This window comes from Sporosarcina jeotgali (assembly GCF_033304595.1).
Lineage (GTDB): Bacteria > Bacillota > Bacilli > Bacillales_A > Planococcaceae > Sporosarcina > Sporosarcina jeotgali.
Window position 1 is genome coordinate 1,734,086 of sequence record NZ_CP116341.1, and the last position, 21,180, is coordinate 1,755,265.

Annotated in this window: 22 protein-coding genes, 1 pseudogene and 1 riboswitch; of the genes and pseudogenes, 8 read left to right on the top strand and 15 right to left on the bottom strand. The window is 40.0% G+C overall.

The features are described 5' to 3' along the window. Window positions 1–38 precede the first annotated feature (38 nt). Window positions 39–1,217: a MalY/PatB family protein gene (locus PGH26_RS08515; protein ID WP_323690661.1), complete on the bottom strand. Its 1,179-nt coding sequence runs from the start codon at window positions 1,215–1,217 to the stop codon at window positions 39–41. Window positions 1,218–1,433: 216 nt separating this feature from the next. Between PGH26_RS08515 and PGH26_RS08520 the strand changes: the two genes are divergently transcribed. Beyond that, window positions 1,434–3,455, top strand: coding sequence for a penicillin-binding transpeptidase domain-containing protein (locus PGH26_RS08520; protein WP_323690662.1), 2,022 nt, complete (start codon window positions 1,434–1,436; stop codon window positions 3,453–3,455). 66 nt (window positions 3,456–3,521) lie between these two features. Here the strand turns inward: PGH26_RS08520 and PGH26_RS08525 are convergent, their stop codons facing one another. Continuing rightward, window positions 3,522–4,817 (bottom strand): arsenic transporter, encoded by a 1,296-nt coding sequence (locus PGH26_RS08525; protein ID WP_323690663.1) that lies wholly within the window; start codon window positions 4,815–4,817, stop codon window positions 3,522–3,524. A 15-nt stretch (window positions 4,818–4,832) separates the two neighbouring features. Then, a complete protein-coding gene (locus tag PGH26_RS08530; protein ID WP_323690664.1) occupies window positions 4,833–5,180 on the bottom strand; it encodes an ArsR/SmtB family transcription factor in 348 nt (115 codons plus the stop codon). Window positions 5,181–5,402: 222 nt separating this feature from the next. Between PGH26_RS08530 and PGH26_RS08535 the strand changes: the two genes are divergently transcribed. Both PGH26_RS08535 and PGH26_RS08540 read left to right on the top strand, forming a co-directional pair. Beyond that, the gene (locus PGH26_RS08535; RefSeq protein WP_323690665.1) at window positions 5,403–5,591 is read left to right on the top strand and encodes a hypothetical protein; all 189 of its coding nucleotides are present in this window, start codon (window positions 5,403–5,405) and stop codon (window positions 5,589–5,591) included. Between the two features lie 138 nt (window positions 5,592–5,729). Then, a complete protein-coding gene (locus PGH26_RS08540; RefSeq protein ID WP_323690666.1) occupies window positions 5,730–6,929 on the top strand; it encodes an iron-containing alcohol dehydrogenase in 1,200 nt (399 codons plus the stop codon). A gap of 194 nt (window positions 6,930–7,123) precedes the next feature. On the opposite strand, the gene PGH26_RS08545 is transcribed toward PGH26_RS08540, so the two are convergent. The 5 genes and pseudogenes from PGH26_RS08545 to PGH26_RS08565 all read right to left on the bottom strand — a co-directional run bounded on the left by PGH26_RS08545 (window position 7,124) and on the right by PGH26_RS08565 (window position 11,473). Next, window positions 7,124–7,594, bottom strand: coding sequence for a peptide-methionine (S)-S-oxide reductase (locus tag PGH26_RS08545; protein ID WP_323690667.1), 471 nt, complete (start codon window positions 7,592–7,594; stop codon window positions 7,124–7,126). 204 nt (window positions 7,595–7,798) lie between these two features. Beyond that, the gene (locus tag PGH26_RS08550) at window positions 7,799–9,607 is read right to left on the bottom strand and encodes a M3 family oligoendopeptidase (protein WP_323690668.1); all 1,809 of its coding nucleotides are present in this window, start codon (window positions 9,605–9,607) and stop codon (window positions 7,799–7,801) included. A 115-nt stretch (window positions 9,608–9,722) separates the two neighbouring features. After that, window positions 9,723–10,037: a DMT family transporter gene (locus PGH26_RS08555; RefSeq protein WP_323690669.1), complete on the bottom strand. Its 315-nt coding sequence runs from the start codon at window positions 10,035–10,037 to the stop codon at window positions 9,723–9,725. Beyond that, window positions 10,037–10,377 (bottom strand): annotated as a pseudogene (locus PGH26_RS08560) (DMT family transporter). Before PGH26_RS08560 ends, PGH26_RS08555 begins: the two are co-directional and overlap by 1 nt. 60 nt (window positions 10,378–10,437) lie before the next feature. Beyond that, a riboswitch (guanidine-I (ykkC/yxkD leader) is annotated at window positions 10,438–10,537 on the bottom strand. 15 nt (window positions 10,538–10,552) lie between these two features. Then, window positions 10,553–11,473, bottom strand: coding sequence for an iron-hydroxamate ABC transporter substrate-binding protein (locus PGH26_RS08565; RefSeq protein WP_323690670.1), 921 nt, complete (start codon window positions 11,471–11,473; stop codon window positions 10,553–10,555). Between the two features lie 562 nt (window positions 11,474–12,035). On the opposite strand from PGH26_RS08565, the gene PGH26_RS08570 reads away from it, so the two are divergent. The 4 genes from PGH26_RS08570 (at window position 12,036) to tnpC (ending at window position 16,174) form a co-directional block, all read left to right on the top strand. After that, entirely contained in the window at window positions 12,036–13,733 is a 1,698-nt protein-coding gene (locus PGH26_RS08570; protein WP_323690671.1) for an IS1182 family transposase, read from the top strand. 158 nt (window positions 13,734–13,891) lie between these two features. After that, a complete protein-coding gene (gene tnpA / locus PGH26_RS08575) occupies window positions 13,892–14,194 on the top strand; it encodes an IS66 family insertion sequence element accessory protein TnpA (RefSeq protein WP_323690672.1) in 303 nt (100 codons plus the stop codon). Beyond that, window positions 14,194–14,547, top strand: coding sequence for an IS66 family insertion sequence element accessory protein TnpB (tnpB, locus tag PGH26_RS08580; RefSeq protein ID WP_323690673.1), 354 nt, complete (start codon window positions 14,194–14,196; stop codon window positions 14,545–14,547). Before tnpA ends, tnpB begins: the two co-directional genes overlap by 1 nt. A 40-nt stretch (window positions 14,548–14,587) precedes the next feature. Beyond that, entirely contained in the window at window positions 14,588–16,174 is a 1,587-nt protein-coding gene (tnpC, locus tag PGH26_RS08585; RefSeq protein WP_323693489.1) for an IS66 family transposase, read from the top strand. A 62-nt stretch (window positions 16,175–16,236) separates the two neighbouring features. Here the strand turns inward: tnpC and PGH26_RS08590 are convergent, their stop codons facing one another. Both PGH26_RS08590 and PGH26_RS08595 read right to left on the bottom strand, forming a co-directional pair. Beyond that, window positions 16,237–17,058, bottom strand: coding sequence for an alpha/beta fold hydrolase (locus PGH26_RS08590; RefSeq protein WP_323690674.1), 822 nt, complete (start codon window positions 17,056–17,058; stop codon window positions 16,237–16,239). A gap of 331 nt (window positions 17,059–17,389) precedes the next feature. Continuing rightward, entirely contained in the window at window positions 17,390–17,677 is a 288-nt protein-coding gene (locus PGH26_RS08595) for a TIGR04104 family putative zinc finger protein (RefSeq protein ID WP_323690675.1), read from the bottom strand. Between the two features lie 55 nt (window positions 17,678–17,732). Between PGH26_RS08595 and PGH26_RS08600 the strand changes: the two genes are divergently transcribed. Then, complete coding sequence (locus tag PGH26_RS08600) at window positions 17,733–18,065, top strand: hypothetical protein (RefSeq protein ID WP_323690676.1); 333 nt, start codon at window positions 17,733–17,735, stop codon at window positions 18,063–18,065. Between the two features lie 501 nt (window positions 18,066–18,566). Here PGH26_RS08600 and PGH26_RS08605 read toward each other — a convergent pair. The 5 genes from PGH26_RS08605 to PGH26_RS08625 all read right to left on the bottom strand — a co-directional run bounded on the left by PGH26_RS08605 (window position 18,567) and on the right by PGH26_RS08625 (window position 21,097). Continuing rightward, complete coding sequence (locus tag PGH26_RS08605; RefSeq protein WP_099640068.1) at window positions 18,567–18,758, bottom strand: DUF6366 family protein; 192 nt, start codon at window positions 18,756–18,758, stop codon at window positions 18,567–18,569. A gap of 97 nt (window positions 18,759–18,855) precedes the next feature. Continuing rightward, window positions 18,856–19,245, bottom strand: coding sequence for a topoisomerase (locus PGH26_RS08610; RefSeq protein ID WP_323690677.1), 390 nt, complete (start codon window positions 19,243–19,245; stop codon window positions 18,856–18,858). Window positions 19,246–19,382: 137 nt separating this feature from the next. Further along, window positions 19,383–19,874 carry a YjdJ family protein gene (locus tag PGH26_RS08615; RefSeq protein WP_323690678.1) on the bottom strand — a complete coding sequence of 164 codons (492 nt, stop codon included), beginning with the start codon at window positions 19,872–19,874 and terminating at the stop codon, window positions 19,383–19,385. A gap of 85 nt (window positions 19,875–19,959) precedes the next feature. Next, window positions 19,960–20,529 carry a hypothetical protein gene (locus PGH26_RS08620; RefSeq protein ID WP_323690679.1) on the bottom strand — a complete coding sequence of 190 codons (570 nt, stop codon included), beginning with the start codon at window positions 20,527–20,529 and terminating at the stop codon, window positions 19,960–19,962. A 142-nt stretch (window positions 20,530–20,671) separates the two neighbouring features. Then, window positions 20,672–21,097, bottom strand: coding sequence for a hypothetical protein (locus tag PGH26_RS08625; RefSeq protein WP_323690680.1), 426 nt, complete (start codon window positions 21,095–21,097; stop codon window positions 20,672–20,674). Between the last annotated feature and the right edge of the window lie 83 nt (window positions 21,098–21,180).

The window sequence follows — 21,180 nt, forward strand, 5'->3', positions numbered from 1 at the left end:
CCGTTTAGCAATCCAATTTTCCAACTATTCACATTTACTTATGAAGGCAGCGAATCAACTGCTTCTTTAATTTGTTGTGCTGCTTTTTCTATGATGGATCTAGAGCAGGCCAGGTTCATGCGGACAAATCCTTCACCGCCAGGACCGAATGCTTTTCCTTGGTTCAGTGCTACATGCGCTTTTGATAGGAAGAATGTTTCGAGCTCTTCAGGTGTCATACCGAGACCGCGGCAGTCAATCCATGCCAAATACGTTGCTTCGAGCGGCAGAACTTTCAGTGCAGGAATATGTTCTGCGAAGTACTCTGTCACATACTTCAAGTTTCCTGCTACATACTCCAATACCTCATCAAGCCATTGGACGCCATGTGAATAAGCTGCTTCTGTTGCGACAGGTCCAAACGAATTAGGCATGCCAATTGAATTCCGATCCGTTTCAGCTGAAAATTTCTCACGCAGCTCTTCATTTGGAATGATGATATTAGATGTTTGCAATCCTGCTAAATTAAACGTTTTACTTGGCGCTGTACACGTAATACTACGCTGTGCAAATTGTTCCGAAATCGATGCAAATGGGATATGACTTCCCTTCCGGAATACTAGGTCGGAATGGATCTCATCAGAAATGACGATAATTCCATACTTCATACAAATATCGCCGAGCCGCTGCAACTCTTCTTTTTTCCAAACAAATCCACCGGGGTTATGAGGATTGCAAAGCATGAGAACTTTTACGGACTCATCGATTTTTGAAACTAAGTCGTCAAAGTCCATTTCATAAGTGCCATTATTGTTTACGAGCGGGTTGTAAACGACTTCCCGATTATTCGTTTCTGTCACTTTCATAAACGGATAGTAGACAGGCGGCTGGACGATTACTTTATCACCAGGTTCTGTAAATGCTTGAACAGCTAAACTTAATGCAGTCACAACTCCCGGACTGTGACAAATCCATTCTTTTTCAACCGCCCAGTTATGACGGGTTTTCATCCAATCAATAATTGACTGGTAATAACTTTCTTCGCGTATAGTATAACCGAAAATGCCATGAGCAGCCTTATCAGCAACAGCTTTGGACACTTCGTCAGGTACTTTGAAATCCATATCTGCAACCCAAAGCGGCAGCAAATCTTTTTCACCAAACAACCCTTCTGCTCCATCCCATTTAACGCTTGATGATTTCATACGATCGATTACTGTATCAAAATTGTATTTCATATGTCCTTCTCCTCTCTGTTCGGAACGATTCCGATTGTATTTATGTTATTATCGTATCGCTAACGAGAGTTAGAGTACAAAAATCAGCTTGCTTAACTTCTTTCTAGATATAACATTCCAATTTGTTATTTAATTTATGGGTATGTTCTAGTACGATGGATATAATGAATAAATAGACAAACTTACTAATGCATAGGGATAGAGGAGGTCATTCTTTTGAAAAAACTGTTATGTATAGGTTCATTTTTAATCGTTTCAATTCTTTTATCAGGATGCACAGAGAAAGAAACGCCTGCAGATCGAGTAGAAGCGTACGTTAATAATTGGAATGAAAGTAAATTCTCTAAGATGTACACCGATTTTTTAACTTCGGATACAACAAAAATGTACGATGCAGATGAATTTGTAGATCGACAAAAGAAATTAGCAAAAGACTTAGGGATTAAAAATCTGAAAGTCACGTACAAGAAGGCGAAAGAAGAAACAGAATGGAAAGAAGAAGAACCCGCGGTATTCCCTATTAAAATTACAATGGACACAATAGCCGGTCCAATTGAATTTGAAAAAGAGCTTACATGGAACTACGAGACTCATGAGGATACGGACAATTGGTATACTGAATGGGATCCGTCATTTATTCTTCCAAAATTGACGGAAAAAGATAAGATTCAAATTTCTACGATGTCCGCAAAACGCGGCAAACTCTTTGACCGTAATGGGAATCCACTTGCTGTGAATGGCACGGGCTATGAAGCTGGTATCGTTCCGGGTAAGTTTACGGACGAAACAAAAAAGAGTGAGCTTGCTGCACTTCTGAACACGACAGTCGAATTTATCGATAAACAGCTAAACCAAAGTTGGGTACAGCCTGATTATTTCGTCCCCATCGCTCCGGTTGCCAAAAATAATCAGGCACTGCTGGACAAACTTCTCACAATACCTGGAATTACTTATCAAGAGACTGAAATGCGAGAATATCCATACGGTGAATCAGCCGCCCATTTAACCGGATACATCGGGAAAATGACCGCGGAATTACTGGAAAAGCACAAAGATGAAGGCTATAAGGAAACCGATTTAATCGGCCGGCAAGGACTCGAACGTATTCTAGAGGAACGTTTGAGGGGAAAAGATGGAATCGGGATCTATATTAAAGGGCCTGAAACAGGTGCTGTACTGCAAAAAGTAGTCGAAACTGAAGCTGTAAATGGAGAAAATATTACGTTGACCATCGATGCAGAGCTCCAAAAAAAGATTTTCACATCCATGAAGAGTGAACCAGGAACTGGTGCAGCGGTGGATCCACAAACCGGTGAAACACTGGCGCTTGTCAGCTCCCCTAGTTTCGACCCTGCAGAATTCATGTTAGGAATTAGCGGAGATCGTTATAAAAAACTATCAGAAGATCCCCTGAAACCCCTTTTCAACCGTTTTGCAGCGGCTTACGCACCTGGGTCATCATTGAAACCCATTACAGCGGCAATCGGATTGGAAAAAGGAACCTTAAAACCAGCACAGGGGCTGTCCATAACAGGACAAACTTGGCAAAAAGATTCATCTTGGGGAGCGTACCGCGTTTCCCGACTCCATCCGGAAGCACCGAATCCGCTCAATTTAAAAAATGCGCTGATCTATTCCGACAATATTTACTTTGCGCAGCAAGCACTTGCTATCGGCAAGGAAGATTTCGTCACCGGTTTAACTAAATTTGGTTTTGGAGAAGAAATTCCATTTATGCTCAACATTTCCCCTTCACAAATTTCGAATGACGGAAAGATTGCTTCTGAAGGTCAACTGGCTGATACTTCCTTCGGACAAGGACAAATGTTAGCGAATATTTTACATCTGGCGACGATCTATGAACCGATCCTAACGAATGGAATTATGTATAAACCTACGTTATTGCTAGATGATAAAACGCAGCAAGTATGGAAAGAAGGAATTCTGAGTCAAGAAAATGCAGATGAATTAAAAAAAGATTTACGAAGTGTCGTAGTGGATGGCTTTGCACAAGCTGCTAATATTCCTGACATCCCTATTTCAGGTAAAACAGGAACCGCCGAATTGAAAACTTCTGCAGAAGGCCGCGGTCAGGAAAACGGATTCTTTGTAAGTTACAATTCGAACAACCCATCATTTATCCTTGCGATGATGATTGAAAATGTAGAGGATAATGGCGGAAGCGGATACGTCGCTGAATTCGCAGCAGAAGTATATAAAGCGATTCACAAACAATAATAGAAATGAAAAAGCGGGCTGTTCTGGAATGTCGTAGCATGACACTCCAGAGCAGTCCGTTTTTTCTTAACTAACGAGCAGCCAGAAATATAACCCTAGAAGCGTTAGGAATAGTGTTGGAATCGTTAAGACAATGCCAACCTTCATATACGTTCCCCAACTGATCTTGACGCCTTTTTGAGACAAAACATGCAGCCAGAGCAGCGTTGCCAAGGAACCGATCGGCGTGATTTTCGGACCTAAATCGGAACCGATTACGTTGGCATAGATCAGCGCTTCCCGAATTGTACCTGTCGTGCTCGTCTCTGCTATAGCCAACGCATCGATCATAACTGTTGGCATGTTATTCATAACGGAAGATAAAATCGCAGCGATGAAGCCCATGGACAGTGTTGCAACAAAAAGACCCTGATTTGCAGCAAGTTGTATTACGTCAGAGAGCAGATTTGTCATTCCCACATTTTTTAATCCGTATACGACGACATACATGCCGACTGAAAAGAATACGATTGCCCAAGGGGCGCCTTTCACCACTTGAATCGTCTCCACGGCAGCGCTTCTTCTTGCCATTAAGAGGAAGAAAACAGCTACAATCCCTGCGATAAACGACACTGGAATCTGTATAAATTCGCTTGCGAAATACCCAGCGAGTAAGATGGCAAGGACTGCCCATGACAGCCGGAACATCGTATGATCTTTTATAGCATCTGCAGGCTTCTTCAGTTGTGATACCTCATATTTTCCAGGAATGCTCTTTCTGAAAAACAGAAATAGGACGATGATACTCGCAGCAAGTGCGAACAGATTCGGCACAATCATCCTGGATGCATATTCAACAAATCCAATCCCGAAAAAGTCAGCAGAAACGATATTAACCAAGTTGCTGACCACAAGCGGCAAAGATGTTGTATCCGCGATGAAACCACTCGCGATAATGAATGGAAAAATCATCTTTTCGCTGAAGTTCAGATTCCTCACCATTGAAAGAACAATTGGCGTCAAAATGAGAGCAGCGCCATCATTAGCAAACAGCGCAGCAACAAGTGCTCCAAGAATACTGACATAGATGAATAGCCTGACGCCGCTTCCTTTAGCAATTCGAGCCATGTGCAAGGCAGCCCATTCGAAGAATCCGATTTCATCTAAAATCAGAGAAATAATAATGATTGCGACAAAAGCTAGCGTTGCGTTCCATACAATTCCCGTCACATCCGCCACGTCTCCGAAATCCACTACACCAAAAAGTAACGCTAAAACTGCCCCGGCACAAGCGGACCAGCCGATTGACAAGTTTTTAGGCTGCCAAATTACAAAAACTAATGTTAACACAAAAATACTAACTGCAATAAATGTTGAACCCAAAACAAGTTTTCCTCCTTATGTACAGGAAATACGCAATCCTTGCGCTTCCAATTCCGAAACGAGTCTGTTCTGATCAGGCAGTTGATCCAGTACAGCCGTTACAAAAGAATAATCTGGATGATTTTTTTGGAGTGAGTAAAAAACCCACTGTCCCCTTCTTTCTTCATTTACTAATCTCGCATCTTTTAGTTTTCGAATGTGTTGACTGATTGCTGGCTGACTTATACTGAAAATCGACACAAATTCACAGACACAGCAATCATGGGATTGCAGTAATTTCATCATGGTCAACCGTGTCGGATCTCCAAGCAGCTTTAGAATCCGTGAACCTCTATTTATGTCTACTAATTGTAAATCTTCCATCTGATCTCCCTCCTATACTTCTACATTACCATATAAGCATGTCCTTATATATATATAAGATTACCAGGTATAATCCTATAGCTTGTTAGTGTAAATCCCAAACCAATAACGATTACTCCAATCAGGATAGAGCCACACTTTTACTTCAACTCTTTTCCCCTTTTTTATCTCATAGTAATGGGCAGCCTGTTCGATTACAATAAGTGTAAAGGAGGCTGGCAGATGAAAAAAGTACAAAAACAAATCATTACAGGTGCTGGTCTTTTCACTGCAATCATTCTAACAAGCAGCGTGCAAGCTATTTTTTCCCCTTTCTTATTTGTACGTCTTTTAAATACAATCGTCATCATTCTAACCGCTACTGGTCTTGGGGCTTTTATTCGAGAATTTTTTATTCAACGAAAAGATTAGTCACCACGTTTTACAGATTATTCTAATTTTTATTGTTGCATAATTGCAGTTACCTGTTCATATCTCTTCATTGAACAAGCTGACTCGCTCACGGTAAATTAGTAAGGCACTGAAATGAAAAATGAAAGGAGTTTACCCGTGTACTCTCTATACTGCAGAACCTATCAATTTGCCTACAAAACAGTCGCGCAATTTCTTCCTTGGCGTCACCCTCTGTTGTTAGAAGGCGAAAACAGTTTGGAAGAATTACCAGCCTTATTACAACGTCAATCGATTGGAAATGTGCTCATCGTTACAGACGCAGGTATTTCACGGCTCGGACTAATGGACTCTTTGTTAGAAGGATTCAAAAAATGTGAGATTCAGTACGTTGTGTATGATAAAACCGTTCCGAATCCAACAATTGAAAACATTGAAGAAGCTCTAACACTCTATAAGTCTTCGGGGTGTGAAGGGATTATTGCGTTTGGCGGCGGTTCTCCAATGGATTGTGCAAAAGGAGTTGCTGCCCGAGCAGCTCAGCCAGGGAAAACACTTGCACAAATGAAAGGTCAACTGAAAGTAAGAAAAGCAATTCCACCTTTTTTTGCAATCCCAACGACTGCAGGAACTGGGAGTGAAACGACAATTGTTTCAGTTGTCTCTAACAGCGAAACCCATGAAAAGTATGCCATCAACGATCCTGTTCTAACCCCGCACTTTGCAATTATGGACCCGCTGTTAACTGTTAATCTCCCAAAACATATTACGTCCACAACCGGAATGGACGCACTCACCCATGCAGTTGAAGCGTATATCGGAAGGAGCAATACACGACAAACAAAGCAGTGGAGTCAAGAAGCAACGAAATTGATTTTCGACAATCTCCATGAAGTTTATCACAACGGAAAGAATATCCAAGCCCGCGCCAATATGCAGCGTGCTTCCTTCCTGGCAGGAAGAGCTTTTACTCGTGCGTACGTTGGCTATATCCATGCCATAGCGCACACTCTCGGCGGATTCTATAATGTTCCGCACGGGCTCGCAAATGCAGTCATTATGCCTCACGTGCTTGAATATTACGGAGACGCAGTACACAAACCGCTCGCAGAGCTTGCAGATATTGCAGGCATCACAGATTCAAGCGATACTGAGGAAGTTAAATGCAAGAAATTCATTGAAGCCTTAAAGCAAATGAATAAGCAGATGGACATACCTGAAACGATTACCGGGATTTTAACATCAGACATTCCATTAATGGTGGAACGGGCGTACAAAGAAGCGAATCCGCTCTATCCAGTCCCTCGGATTTTAAGCAAAAAAGACTTAGAGACGCTGTATATTTTGATAAAAGAATAACTATTGACATAACCTGCTAGTCACTTCAGTGAACATCTATAAATTCGGCAAGTAGAATGTGCCATACTTCATAACAGTGATTCCGCGATATAAAAAGCCTGATCCCTCCATATCTAAAACGAGGAAATCAGGCTTTTAATTTACAGGTGAATCAAACCTTATTGACAATCACTTTTCATTTATAAACTCCGATTTTACTTGTACTTGCTTAATAGTTCCTGTGAGATATGACAATAATCATTTGGACATCTATCTAACCTGTCTTGATGTTCTTCCGCACTCCTTACAAAGTTCGTAAGAGGCATGACTTCTACAACTATACGATTATAATCATCTCGTTCATTAAGGAATGTTTTCGCTTCTTCTAAATGTTTAAAGTCCTCACTATATACGCCTGTTCTATATTTCTCACCAACATCCTCACCCTGCTGATTCAGACTGTACGGATCAATGATTTCAAATAGATAGCCCATTAACTCTTCAATTGTTACAACTGCCGGATCAAATTCTGTTTTTACACATTCCGCGTATCCATCGTAGTCACCCTCAAGTGTATGACTGGTTCCGTTCGCTCTTCCCGCTTCTGTAAACACCACGCCGGGTAACGTCTTTATAAAAGCTTGCACACCCCATAAACAGCCACCTGCAATATAGACGACTTCCACATTGACTCTCTCCTTTATCCGAAAAAACATCAAGATTCTTCCAACTTAACAGACGTTAAAATACTATAAATCCTTTGTCTACTATACATAAAATCATTACGCATTTTCAACCTGCAATAATCGTCCAATTGAATCGGAATCAGTCATTATAAAAAGGTACTTACCTCATTTTATAAAAAAATGCGATAAGTACCTTTTTAATTTTCAATTCTGTAATTTAGTTGTCAATTCAACAAATTCTTCTACATCTTTTCCTACAAGCTCAATCCCAGCTGCCCAGAAATCTTCCTTAGTTACATCTACATCTAAATGTTTCTTTGCCAGGTCTTCAACTTTCATTGACCCGGTATCTCGCAGTAACGCAATATACTTCTCTTCAAATCCTTCTGGATGTTTCAAGTATTCCGCGTAAATACCCAGGCTGAATAAATAACCAAATGTATACGGGAAATTATAGAACGGCACACGATCTATAAAGAAGTGTAACTTGGCTGCCCAGAAATGCGGGTGATAAGAGGATAACGTATCCCCAAATGCTTCTTTTTGAGCATCAACCATCAATTCATTCAAGCGTTTTTCTGATACAATTCCTTTTGCACGTTCTGTGTAAAAGCTATCCTCAAATAAGAAGCGAGCACGAATATTTAAAAACATCGCTGTTGCACCTTCTAATTTATTCGCAAGAAGCGATACTTTTTCCTCATCCGTCGCAGCATTTTTTACCGTTGCATCCGCAATAATCGTTTCAGCAAAGGTGCTGGCAGTTTCGGCTACATTCATGGCATACCCTTGATTTAGTTCCGGCAGATCATTCATGACGTGACTGTGAAAAGCATGTCCCAATTCATGTGCTAATGTGCTGGTATCACTCGGTGAGCCTGTGAATGTCATGAAAATACGGGATTCCTTAAATTCAGGTAAGCTTGTGCAATACCCTCCCGGACGTTTATTCGCACGATCTTCTGCTTCCACCCAGCGGTTTTCAAGCGCATGTTTTGTAAAGTCCGTCAGTTTCGGACCAAACGAAGTGAAATTTTCAATTATAAAATCACACGCTTCATCATAAGTAAAACGAGTTGGTTTCGTATTCCCTAATGCAACGGGTGCATCCACGTCTTGCCAGCCCAGCTTATCCATGCCCAACAAAGTCGCCTTTTGTGCTAAGTAATCAAGAAACGTTTGTTTCTGCGCGTCGACAGCTGACCACATCGCTCTTAACGTTTCTTCTGTCATTCGGTTATATTCAAGCGGTTCCTCTAAATGGCCTTTACGTCCGTGAGCATCTTGCAATGTTAATCGGTAACCTGCTAAATGGTTAAGAATATCTGCAAAAACAGGTCCATTCTTAGACCAGACTTTTTCCCAGTCTTCAAAAAGCTCAGCACGCACAGCTGCATCAGGATCAGCATACATTTTGTTCATCGCTTGACCGATAGATAATTCAGTTGTTTTGCCGTCTTTATCTGTAAAGGGTACTGTCATAATGGAGCCAACGGTATTATACAAATCGCTCCAAGCCGCAATACCGTCTTTATTTAATTTCGCAATCAGTTTCTCTTCATCTTCAGACAATAAACGCTTGCCTTGCTCGCGGATCTCATCTAATGAGAAACTAATTTCCTTCAAGGAAGCATCGTTCAGAAGGTTACTCCAATGATTATCTGAAATTGCTACCAGTTTTTTAGTGAAGATTGTTGACAGTTGCTGTATTTCGCTTCTAAGTTCCATCACTTGGCCTTTAACCACACTGGCATGTTCATCATTCATGAAAGCATCATGCCACATATTAATGAATGTACCCACCTGGCCTAAGCTATTACCGATTACCTCTTGTTGTTTTAATAGTTGCTGCAAAGCAGAAGCATCGGTACCCGAATCGCTATCCCATGCTTTCAACTGATCTGCGTATCGTGCAATATCTTCTTTAACCGATGCCAGTTGAGTTTGCACTTCCTCTGATTGCGTTCCGCCCTTAAATATACTTTCTAAATCCCAAGTGCCATTATAGTTCAATAGAATTCACTCCCCTTATATACCTATTCTAAACGTTTTCAATGAATTTAGAAAGATTTGTTAACTGGCGCGATTTTATTATTAAAAAGACCTCATTTACGCATATCTTTCTAATCTATCCAATTAGTTTAAGTCCAATTGCTGATGATAAAACAATCGCTATAAAAACCATCCTTCTCCAATCTTTTGATTCACCGAAAAATAACATACCAATTAAAGCACCGCCGACAACTCCAATTCCAGTCCATACGGCATAGCCTGTTCCCATAGGGATAAATCTCAATGAATAACTGAGTAAGGCCAGACTGGAACCAAATCCTAAAATTAATAAAGAAACTGTACGCCAATTGCGTTTTACAGATAGTTGATTGATCATTGCAATACCAAACGTCTCCAGCAAACCAGCCAATACTAACGCAAACCATGCCATCAGGATTCACCTCCTGTCTTCACGTTCTCAGTTGTGACTACTTTCAATCCAATGACTCCGATTAATAATGTGGTTATTAAAATAATTTTCCCCCACTTGAATACTTCACCAAAGAAAATAATCCTGCAATGACAGTGCCCGCTGTACCCAATCCTACAAAAACGGCGTAGACCGTCCCAGCTGGCAGTACCTGCGCTGCTGTAATCATCAAGTAATTGCTAACGACAATAAGGATAAATGTTCCTGTCCATGTCCAAAAGTTAAATGCATGAGTTAAACCAATTACCCAAAAAACCTCCAAAAATGCTGCAATGAATACCTTGATCCAGTTTCGATTCATTAAAGAACACCTCTTTACTATTTTCATATAAAAAAAACCGGGAGAATACTGTTAAACAGTATCTCCCGGGCTTTTATCCCTCCGTGACATAGCTAAATAGCTATGAGTTTTCTCTCGGTCCAGACCAACTAATTGCTGCGGAACCCTAGAAAACATCAGGTTTATTCAATTCAGCTTACTTTAAAAATTGTTCTTTAAAATAGTTCAGCTGGTAATCTAACGTCATGGCATCGTTAAACATAAATGCACTTCCATCCACTTCGATTACATGGCCGTTCTTCACTGCCGGCATTTCTTTATAAAGTTCTGTCTCTTGATAGGAATTATCTTGGTCATTGTATTGACTCACAACCAAGTAGTCTCCAACATAGTCAGGCAATACTTCAGATGAAATCATGTAGTATCCTTCTTTACTAGTCATTTCTTTTACTTTTTCAGGCATTTCCATCCCCATTGCTTGATAAAGTACCTCTGTACCTCTTCCCCAGCTATTTCCAAGAATCCCTATATCCTTATCGTAACTTTCCATTACTGTCACAGTTGAATTTTCGCCGACTTTTGCTTTAATTTCTTTCCCTGCAGTCATTGCACGTTTTTTGAAGTCATCGATCCAGTCTTGAGCTTCTTTTTCTTTGTTTACCAATTTACCAATTTCTAAATGCTGCGTCAAATAATCAACTTTATTATATGTATAGGTAACGGTTGGGGCAATCTTTTTCATCCTATCCAAGTTATTATTATCACTGTCTCTAATTATTAAATCCGGTTTTAATTCAATAATTTTTTCTAAATCCTCATCTGAAACAGTTGTAACATCTTTTAGTTGATCCTTAAATAGAGGGCTTCCTTTAGACCATTCGTCCACCCCTACGATATTGATGCCAAAAGAAATTAAGTCGCCTGCATTACCAGTTAACACTACTACTCTTTTTGGGTGAGCAGGTACTTCAATAGGTCCATTCTCAGATTGATATGTAATTGTTTCACTTTCGTCCTTTTTATTTGAATCCCCTGCCGGCTGATTCTTTGTGCTATTGCCACAGGCACTAATAATGAGTACACACATGACAATGAAAGGAAGCAGTAATTTTTTCAATTTGTGATTCTCCTTTGTAATTGTTATTATTTCAAACGTTGCTCACATTGAAAATGATAATGATAATCATTCCCATTTAAAATAATAATCTCTTTTAAATTTATTGTCAATAGCCTATGTGAATTCCCCCCTTTCTATCAGGGGATACTCAAAAGATCGGGATTAGAAAACATTCCGGAGAGCTATCAATCGTTCTGTACCTGTTAAAATTAGGGTTAAAATTAGATACAAAAATAGAGGCTGGGACAAAACTAAAATATAGTCCGTTCCCCTGCGCTCCAAAAGGCACGCTTTCCGCGGGGCGCGCTTGAGCCTCCTCGTACGCTATCGCTTCCTGCGGGGTCTCAACATTCGCGCTAAATCCCACAGGAGTCGGCCTTTTTCTGCTCCGGTACACTCTGATGGTCTAAAAATAGTTGCTAACAACTGATATAGTAAAATAAAAAAGAACGAATCCTAAGGAATTAACCTGGGGATTCGTTCTTTTGGAATTTTAGATAGGAAAATAGGAAGACACTCTGTTAAAATAGATTCACCACAAACCATTTAAGGAGGTCTTCCTATGTTTAAAAAGTATACCATGAATCAATTAATTTTGCCGCTCGATATGGAAATGAAGTTACAGAAAGATGATATTGCCTACGCTGTGAATGAGCTCGTGGAGTCGATCCCTGGAGAAGCCTTCACAGGCTTTTTGCGTGAAACTGGCTGTCCCGCCTATCACCCACGCATGATGATGAAGGTTTTGCTCTGCGCTTACACACAATCTGTGTTTTCCGGTAGGAAGATTGAAGGGCTATTGAAAGATAGTGTCCGGATGATGTGGCTAGCTCAGGGATACGAACCAACTTATCGCACGATTAATCGCTTTCGGGTTCACCCCGAAGTGAAAGAACTTCTACGTCAATGCTTTGTGCAGTTCCGCTGCCGACTTGTCGAAGAAAAGCAAATTGATGAAGAAGCCATCTTCATAGACGGAACGAAGCTCGAAGCGAATGCGAATAAGTATACGTTTGTTTGGCGCAAAGCCGTTGAAAGATACAGTGCGAGCCTGATGGAAAAATCAAATCAGATGTATGAGGAACTTTTGGCAAAGAACATCATTCCGGAAATCGAACGAGAAAGTTCGGACGAACTTACCACGAACGACCTGTCCAACATCCTCAACAAGCTGGAAGATACGGTACAGATCTACGATGAAAAAATTGAAGAAAGTGAAGATACAGAAGTTCGAAAAGAGCTCCGGTCGCAACGTAAGGAACCAAAACAGTATCGGAAAAAGTTCCAGGATTTTTTACAACGTAAAGAAAAATATCGGATTCACATGGAAATTTTCGGAGACCGTAACAGCTATTCCAAGACGGATTATGACGCCACCTTCATGAGGATGAAGGAGGATCATATGAGGAATGGTCAGCTCAAGGCAGGCTACAATGTACAAGTAGCAACAGAAGGACAGTATGCGCTAGCTTACGATATCTACCCAAACCCAACAGATACACGAACACTCATCCCGTTTCTTAATCTCATCGAGAAAGACTACTTCGAGCTGCCGGAGTACATCGTCGCAGATGCTGGTTATGGCAGTGAACAGAACTATGGAGATATCCTTGAAAACAGAAAGCGTACCCCATTAATCACCTACAATCAGTATCGGAAAGAAAAGACAAAGAAATACAAAGAAGATCCGTTCAACACAATGAATTGGGCTTATGATGAGGATGCAGATTCCTACACTTGTCCGAATGGCCGTAGGCTAGGATTTAGCTATTTTTCAAAACGTACCGACAAATACGGATTCACACGCGAATACAAAGTATATGAAAGTGATGATTGTTCCGATTGTCCATTGCGCTCCCTTTGTACGAAAGCGCATGAAGGCAACAACCGGAAATTATATATCAATGAAAAATGGGAAATGCATAAAACAATCATTCGAGCGAAGCTTTCAGAAGAGAAAACAGGTTCACTCTACGGTCAACGGAAAATCGACGTAGAACCAGTTTTTGGATTTCTGAAGGCGAATTTGGCGTTCACTCGTTTCTCTGTGAGGGGAAATGAGAAGGTGAAAAATGAAATGGGCTTCGCATTCATGGCCGTGAATTTGAGGAAATACACGGCCATAAACAACATTCACGCATCAACAAATGGAAAGAATACAAGAAAAAAAGCGAGTGTTCACCAAAAATCGGTGAACACTCGCTTTTTGTTTCAATTTGACTGGTTATGTCCCAGCCTCTTCTTTTACCATCGTAACTGAGAAAATATGCAGTTAATACACTTCGTGATTGATTTCTTGTTTCCACAAGAGAATTTGATTAGCAACTTCTTCCGGTAAGCGTCCAATAGCTAACACATACTAATAGAAGGTTTTGCATGAGATACTCTTTCCAGATTTAAATTCTGGGAGGGGTTTTTTTGAAAAGAAAAGAGAAAGAATTGTACTGGATAGACCAAATAAAAGACTATCGACAAAGTGGAGAATCCTTAATTGAGTGGTGCGAGAAGAAAGAAATTAAGATCTACACAATGAAATACTGGTTACGGAAGCAGTCGCCAGTATCCGCCGAATCACAAGAAACTGCTTGGATTCCCTGCGTGGTCGAGGAACCTTCAAGTGCTTCTATTACACTAAAGATAAAAAATGTAGAAATCGAAGTATTGAGTGGCTTCCAGGACGAATTGTTACTCAGGGTCCTTCGGACACTTGAAGAACTATGATGAATGGGCGGACAGTCGAACAGGTCTATTTAGCTGCTGGACCGACTGACCTTCGGAAATCAATCGATGGGCTGGCTGTCATTGTTCAAGAGCTTTTTGAACTTGACCCGTTCTCTCACGCGCTCTTTGTGTTCTGTAATCGGAAGAAAGACAAACTCAAGATCTTATTTTGGGATCACAATGGCTTTTGGCTCTATTACCGTCGGCTGGAAAAAGGATTGTTTGATTGGCCAGACTTTGGCTCTAGCCAACCACTTCCCATCACATCCAGACAGTTGAACTGGCTACTTGATGGTCTTCCACTGAACCAACGCCAGGCGCATCCTTCTGTGGCAGCGAAAAAAATTATTTAGATACTATTAGAGCGTGCAGATTTATGCTATTCTAAGACCTATGAAAACACTGGACGGAAACACCTCACCCACAATTGAAGAGCTTGAGAAAAAGAACGCGCAGCTGGAGAACAAGATGAAGACCTTGGAATTGAAGCTGCAATGGTACGAAGAACAGTTTAAACTGGCTCAGCAGAAACGGTTCGGTTCATCGAGTGAGAAGACCGATGACAATCAGTTGTCGCTTCCACTCTTTAACGAGGCTGAAGTTTCTGCGTCTGTCTTGTTGGCAGAACCTACAATGGAGACGATTAGCTATGCACGCAAAAAAGTCGGCGACCGTGCAGAAAAACTTAAGAATCTTCCGGTTGAAACCATTCATTATGACCTTTTGGACGAAGAGAAGGTCTGTTTGGCGTGCGATCACGAACTCCACGAAATGAGTATTCAAACTCGACAAGAGTTGAAGATTGTACCGGCACAAGTGAAGGTCGTCGAACATATACAGCACATTTACAGTTGCCGTCATTGCGAGAACCATTCAATCACGACGCCGATCGTGAAGGCAAAGATGCCGAATCCAGTCATCCCGAAGGGATTGGCTTCTCCTTCAGCGATTGCCTTTATCATGACCCAAAAGTTTGCGGATGGTCTGCCTCTTTATCGCCAAGAAAAGCAGCTGGAACGCATGGGGATTCCGTTGAATCGACAGACGCTCTCAAATTGGGTGATCTCGGCCACAACACGGTGGTTGACTCCAGTCTATGAGTGCCTTCATCGGCAATTGATGCAGGAAGACTTACTTCACGCTGATGAAACCAGCGTACAAGTACTGGATGAGCCGGGTAAGTCGGCACAATCCAAGTCCTACATGTGGCTCTATCGCACGAGTGGTAGTTCAAAGAAACCGATGGTTCTCTTCGATTACCGTCCGAATCGCGCGAAAGAAAATCCACAGAAGTTCTTGAGCGGGTTCACGGGATATCTGCATGTCGATGGGTATGCGGGTTATGAATCCCTGGAAAATGTCGAACTTTCGGGGTGTTGGGCGCACGCACGCCGGAAATTTGATGAAGCCCTCAAGGCAACTAAAGGTGCGTCGTCAGATTCGAACCGTTCGACGATTGCGAAGAAGGGGCTTGCTTTCTGTAATCAATTATTTGCGATTGAGCGTAAGATCAAGGATAAAAATCCAGAAGAGCGCCTAAAAATTAGACAACAAGACAGTCAGCCTGTGCTGGATGCTTATTTGGTCTGGCTAACGGAACAGAAAGAAATCATTGCGCCCAAATCAGCAACCGGCGGTGCGATCACGTATTCCTTGAATCAATGGCAAAAACTGACGACCTTTATGAAAGATGGGCGCATCGAAATCGACAACAATCGTGCCGAAAGATCGATCAAACCATTTGTCATTGGAAGAAAGAATTGGCTGTTCGCTGTTTCGACGACTGGAGCGAAATCCAGCGCAATCGCTTATAGTCTCGTAGAGACGGCCAAAGAGAACAACTTAAATCCATTTCTTTATCTGCAATTTCTTTTCGAAGAACTTCCACAGCTTGATATGAATGACAAATTACAAATCGATCATCTGATGCCTTGGTCGAAAGAACTTCCTAAGGACTGTTATATCCAGAAAAGAAAATGAACAAAATGCCCTTCCAAAAAAAATCGGAAGGGCATTTTGTTTTCTAAGAAACCAGGTGTTCTTTATTGGACGCTTACTTCTTCCGGATTGTCCCAATGAAGATGGTGCTGAGTATTTTCTATTCCAATTACCTTTAATACGTCAACGCCTTTTTTAATTTCCTGTACTCCTATTTTGCGAGCTGAATCTGCAGGTTCAATTGCGGCATGAAGTAATAAAACAGGACACTGAATGCTATTAAAAGCAGTCGAACAAGGCTCTTTATAGAATGCCTTAATAATCGCTAAGATACTGAAGACGTCAGCCTTAAATACATAGGTATCGTTAACTTTTTTAAAACTGGAGGCTATTAAGGGATCGAGATTGGTATTCCATTGCTTTGTTGTGTAACTTTGGTATTCTTTGACCACTTCATCCCAAGATCCATAAATACTGGACTCCACGTATTCTTTCCAATCAATCAAGGCTGTTTCCTCTGTCAGTCCGTCAACATGCTCAGGAAAAGCAAATCCTCCGTCTAATAAAATAACGCCACTAACCTTATCGGGATACATTTTTGCTGCATGCAGGCAAATGTCTGCCCCCCATGAATGCCCCATCATGTAAAAAGGTTGATTCGTAATCTGCTGTATCACTTGATACATCCTTTTTGCTAAAGAGGAAAACATATAGTCCTCAGCCCGATGAAGCGACTCAGTTTCCCCGTGTCCCGGGTTATCTATTAGAATAAGATGAAAATCATTTATTAAGTATTCATTGAGCCCAGAAAAACTATTTAAATCACCTGTCATTCCGTGCAGACAAACAAGTGAAGGACGGCTGTTATCACCAAGTTCACACCCATGAAATGTATGGCCATCTACTGCTATTTGAAACTTCTTCAATTCCATTTCTCTCCCTTAAGTACTTCTTTTTGATATATTCGTTAATCTGATTACCTCCAGCTAATTTGCATGATCCCAGTATAGTCTATATCTGGAGTAGAGCTAAGCACGTTGATGTACGTTACAGCGTATGGTTTCAGAAGGTCGTGGATTGGACGTATTTCTGAGAACTTCACAAGAAATTAAGGCAGCTTTAACACGAGGGGCTCAAGGCTCACGATAATCCTACGCTTGCACTCCAATCAACTAAGTGTGCAGGAACTAATAAACGTCCAGGATTGTTAAAAAAAGTATCTTTAGAGAATTGCCGTCATCAGTAAATACAACTCGTTCAAGCAACTTTGAATTTAACAAAATACGGTACGAACAAAGAGCCAATACTCAGTATGGCGAGTCCTGCACCCAGCGTAGCCAAATGGTTAGTGAAAGGTGAAAAGAAAATGACAAAAAGAAGCATTGGCAAGCCAGTAAGCGATACAAAAAGCAACCTGCCTTCAAAAGTCAATTTATGTTCTGCACCGCAATTATCACATGTAACTGGTTTGTAGACCCAGCCTAAAAATGCTTTGTAAACTTTACTCCAGCTGAAAGGCATATTACAATTTTGACATTTTCGCAATACCAACACTCCTTTTCCGGCATAATATAATGGGTCTATTCTAGGACAATGTTGCATGGTTAAAGCTCTTGATTATTGTTCTAAGAAATATATTATCGGGAGTAAAACCAAGCCTAGCAGAAAAAGTACCGGAATCGAAGAAACAATTAAAGCAAAGATCCTTAACTTACCTTTTCGGCTAAAAAGTGCAGTTAGGAATGAAGTTATTATTAATGAAATAACCACAACATCTCCAATTTCTGAAGTTCCATTCACTACAATTGGTGCAATAAAGGCAAAAATAATAAATAAAGAAAACAATGACAATGAAATGATACTTAAATATCTTCTTAACAAAATCATTTCACCTCTTCTGCTCTTTTCTCGCTCAATTGTTTTTCAGGCGTAAATCCTTGTTCCAGAATTGCATCCGTTTATGAAAAGTATTAAGAGTTCTTTTATCAATTTTTGCTCATTCTAGCATATCCAGATTTGCTGTGAGGATGATTTTTCTTGTGATTTAAAAGCATCAAAAATATCCCGATTATTGCTGTAATTAAAACGGGAATAAACATTTTATTCATGAGACTGTAAAGCAGTACGATAATGAAAATTACAACGATTAAAGAGTGAAAGGCATAATACTTTTTCAATTTAATTACTCCTCTACATATTTTTAACTGGCCCGTTTGCGTTATTAGCGCGATTACTTAGGCAGCAATCGCACCCATATCTGAAATAATGTTAAGCACGTTGATTTGCATTCCAACCGTACGCTTTCCGGAGGGCGTGGCTTGAGCCGCTTCCTTCGCTTCGCTCCGTCCAGGGTCTCAAGCGCACGCTAATCCTCTCGGAGTCGACGGCTTGCACTCCAATCAACTAAGGGTGTATTACCAAAAATCGCCCCCGTTTAACGAAAGAAGGTGGCGTATATTATAAATCCAATTATCAATAAAAGAATCATAAGTCCAGTGCCTTTCCAACCTAAGCCACCTACTAAATCCGAAAGTACGCTTCCGTGAATACTGCTTGCGGGATGCTTTAATTCCTTCTGCCTTAATCTTTCACGTCTTTCTTCAGGAGTTTCATTATCTCTACCCATTTCACCACTCCTTAAATTTTCTTTGGTGTGCTTCAAAATGGCCCGATTCTTGAACAACTTTTATCCCGCAAACGCCCCCGATTTCTTAAGTTTCCTATTAATACTTCTCGATTTTTATTGTTATATCTTCTTCGCTAATTGTTGCGTTTTCTGCTTCGGAAACTTTCTTTATAGAATCCTCCACTGCTTGTTGAATCATTGTTTCATCTACTTTTACATCCTTCGGGTAACTTACTGATACAGTCATATCTTTAACATTACCATCCACCATTATTGCTATTGATTCTTTATCCAGTTCCGTTTGCTCTGTAATAGATGTTATTACTTCACTTTTCAACTCTGAAACTAAATTCAATTCTGATGATAAATCCGCATCATTTTCCTCGTTTTCTGAATCCTCTAGTACTACCACTTCGGGCTCTCCATTACACCCAACTAAAAAAATCGAACTGAATAATACTCCTGAAATTATAGCTTTTTTAATCATTTCTAGTCCCGCCCTTTCAAAGGTTACGAATTCTACAACAATTTTCCATACATAAATTTGACGATATTTATTGGTGGAAGTTTCAAATTAAAACACAATTTTCCACAATCGGCCCAAAGCTATCCGATTAAGCCTTGTTAGGTAAAAAATATAAAATTCCCTTTATTCTTAGTACCTTTTAGCATCCTTAAAAAGAACACAATAGCAAGAGATAGATTGATTAACCCATTAAAAAGAAAAGCAAAGATGAAATATTTCCCTCCTACTGTTGGTGAACTATATATTGTTAAACCTAATAAAACTTGGATTATACTAATTGCAGAAAGAAAGACTGTTAATCTTTTGATGTTATTTTTAAGTAATAAGTAACCGCTTAAAGTTGCGATATAAGATAAGCTAAATAGAATTAATATAGGATACACAGGATGAAATTTTGCTGCATAGATAAAATAGTCTAATTGTGATATATCGGAGTTATTTGTAATCTGTCCATTAAATACTTTTGAAAATAATGCAGTGTGCTTCCACTCCCACGGGACTTCCCTAATTGCACTCCCTTCATACCATGCTATAAACGTTGAAAAAGCTAAAAGCATTGAGGCTATTAAGTATTGACCGGCATATTTCATGTGTTCCCCCTTATTTATTTTAAGATACTTCATATCTTGAATAATTTGGATCGTTTGAAGTGATACCCTAATTCATCAATAACAATTAAAACGCGGTGTACCATGACAATGGTGATTGTTTAATAATAAAAGTCAGTAAAACAGAAAAAAATATTATCAAAATCATCTGCTTCGGCTCTTTATAAAAAATTATACATAAAACGCAATACATAATTAGTTCTGTAATATAATTCAGATACACATAGAATATTCCCATCCCCACTGAAAGACTTAACATCAATCCCATGGGAAATGCAGGTAAAATAAAAGCTGAGCGACTGTTATTTTTAGCGAACCATACAATAGCCGCTAAAAAAGGGGAAGCTAAGGCTATAAGGCCCCAGTATAAAATATAACTTGTCGAAAAAACACCAAACAACATCGCAGAGTATACGTAATAACCACTAAACATTCCTAGAAAGAAAATCATTGTATGAATGCCCGCTCGAATTGGAGTTTTACTATATGCCGCTATTAATGTCCCGATAAATACCCAAATGCCCAATCTGGTAAATACATCACCAAAGTAAGGAACGGAATCTAAGTACTTGGTAATTACACCAAAGATTAGACTCGCAAATAACAAAGACATATGAATTGCTAATCTTTTTTTCAAATTCCCCACTCCAATTTTCCAAACACATTTTCTGTCTAATTATTTACATAATGAATGAGACAATACGTTTCTCCATAAAATGGCCCTGTTTCGGTATTGGGGCTTTTACTTATCAAGTAATCGCCCCCGTTAGCAGTGGTGTTTATTTCATGCCATTTAGTTCTTTTCTAATTTCTTCAGACAAAGTATTGGGACTTGTTATTTCATAAAAATGACCATCAATCATTTGCAAAACATTATTGTAACCTAGAACGAATCCTGTTGTTTTCTCAATTCCCTTATCGTCATAAAGTATTTTGACTTCATAACTCATCATTGGTGTAGACTTAACCTTTCTAATCTTCATTTCACTTGATTCATCGACAATATTCATTAGCTGCGCCTCAGTCAAATTGAATTCTTTATCAGGAAATTGACGGTCTTCAACTGTTATTTCATTAATGGATTTATGATCAAATCCATTTTTAAAAGCTTCGCCAAAAGTCGTTATTTTATTGTTTTCTAGATACAAATAAAAACTAATACCTAAAATTAATACCAGTAGACCCGCAACAATACTCTTTTTCATAGTATTCTCTCCCAACTGATTTCCTCAGTAGCTACCTAACAAAATGGTCCGATTCCGGCATACGATTGCTTGATTAAAGCGCC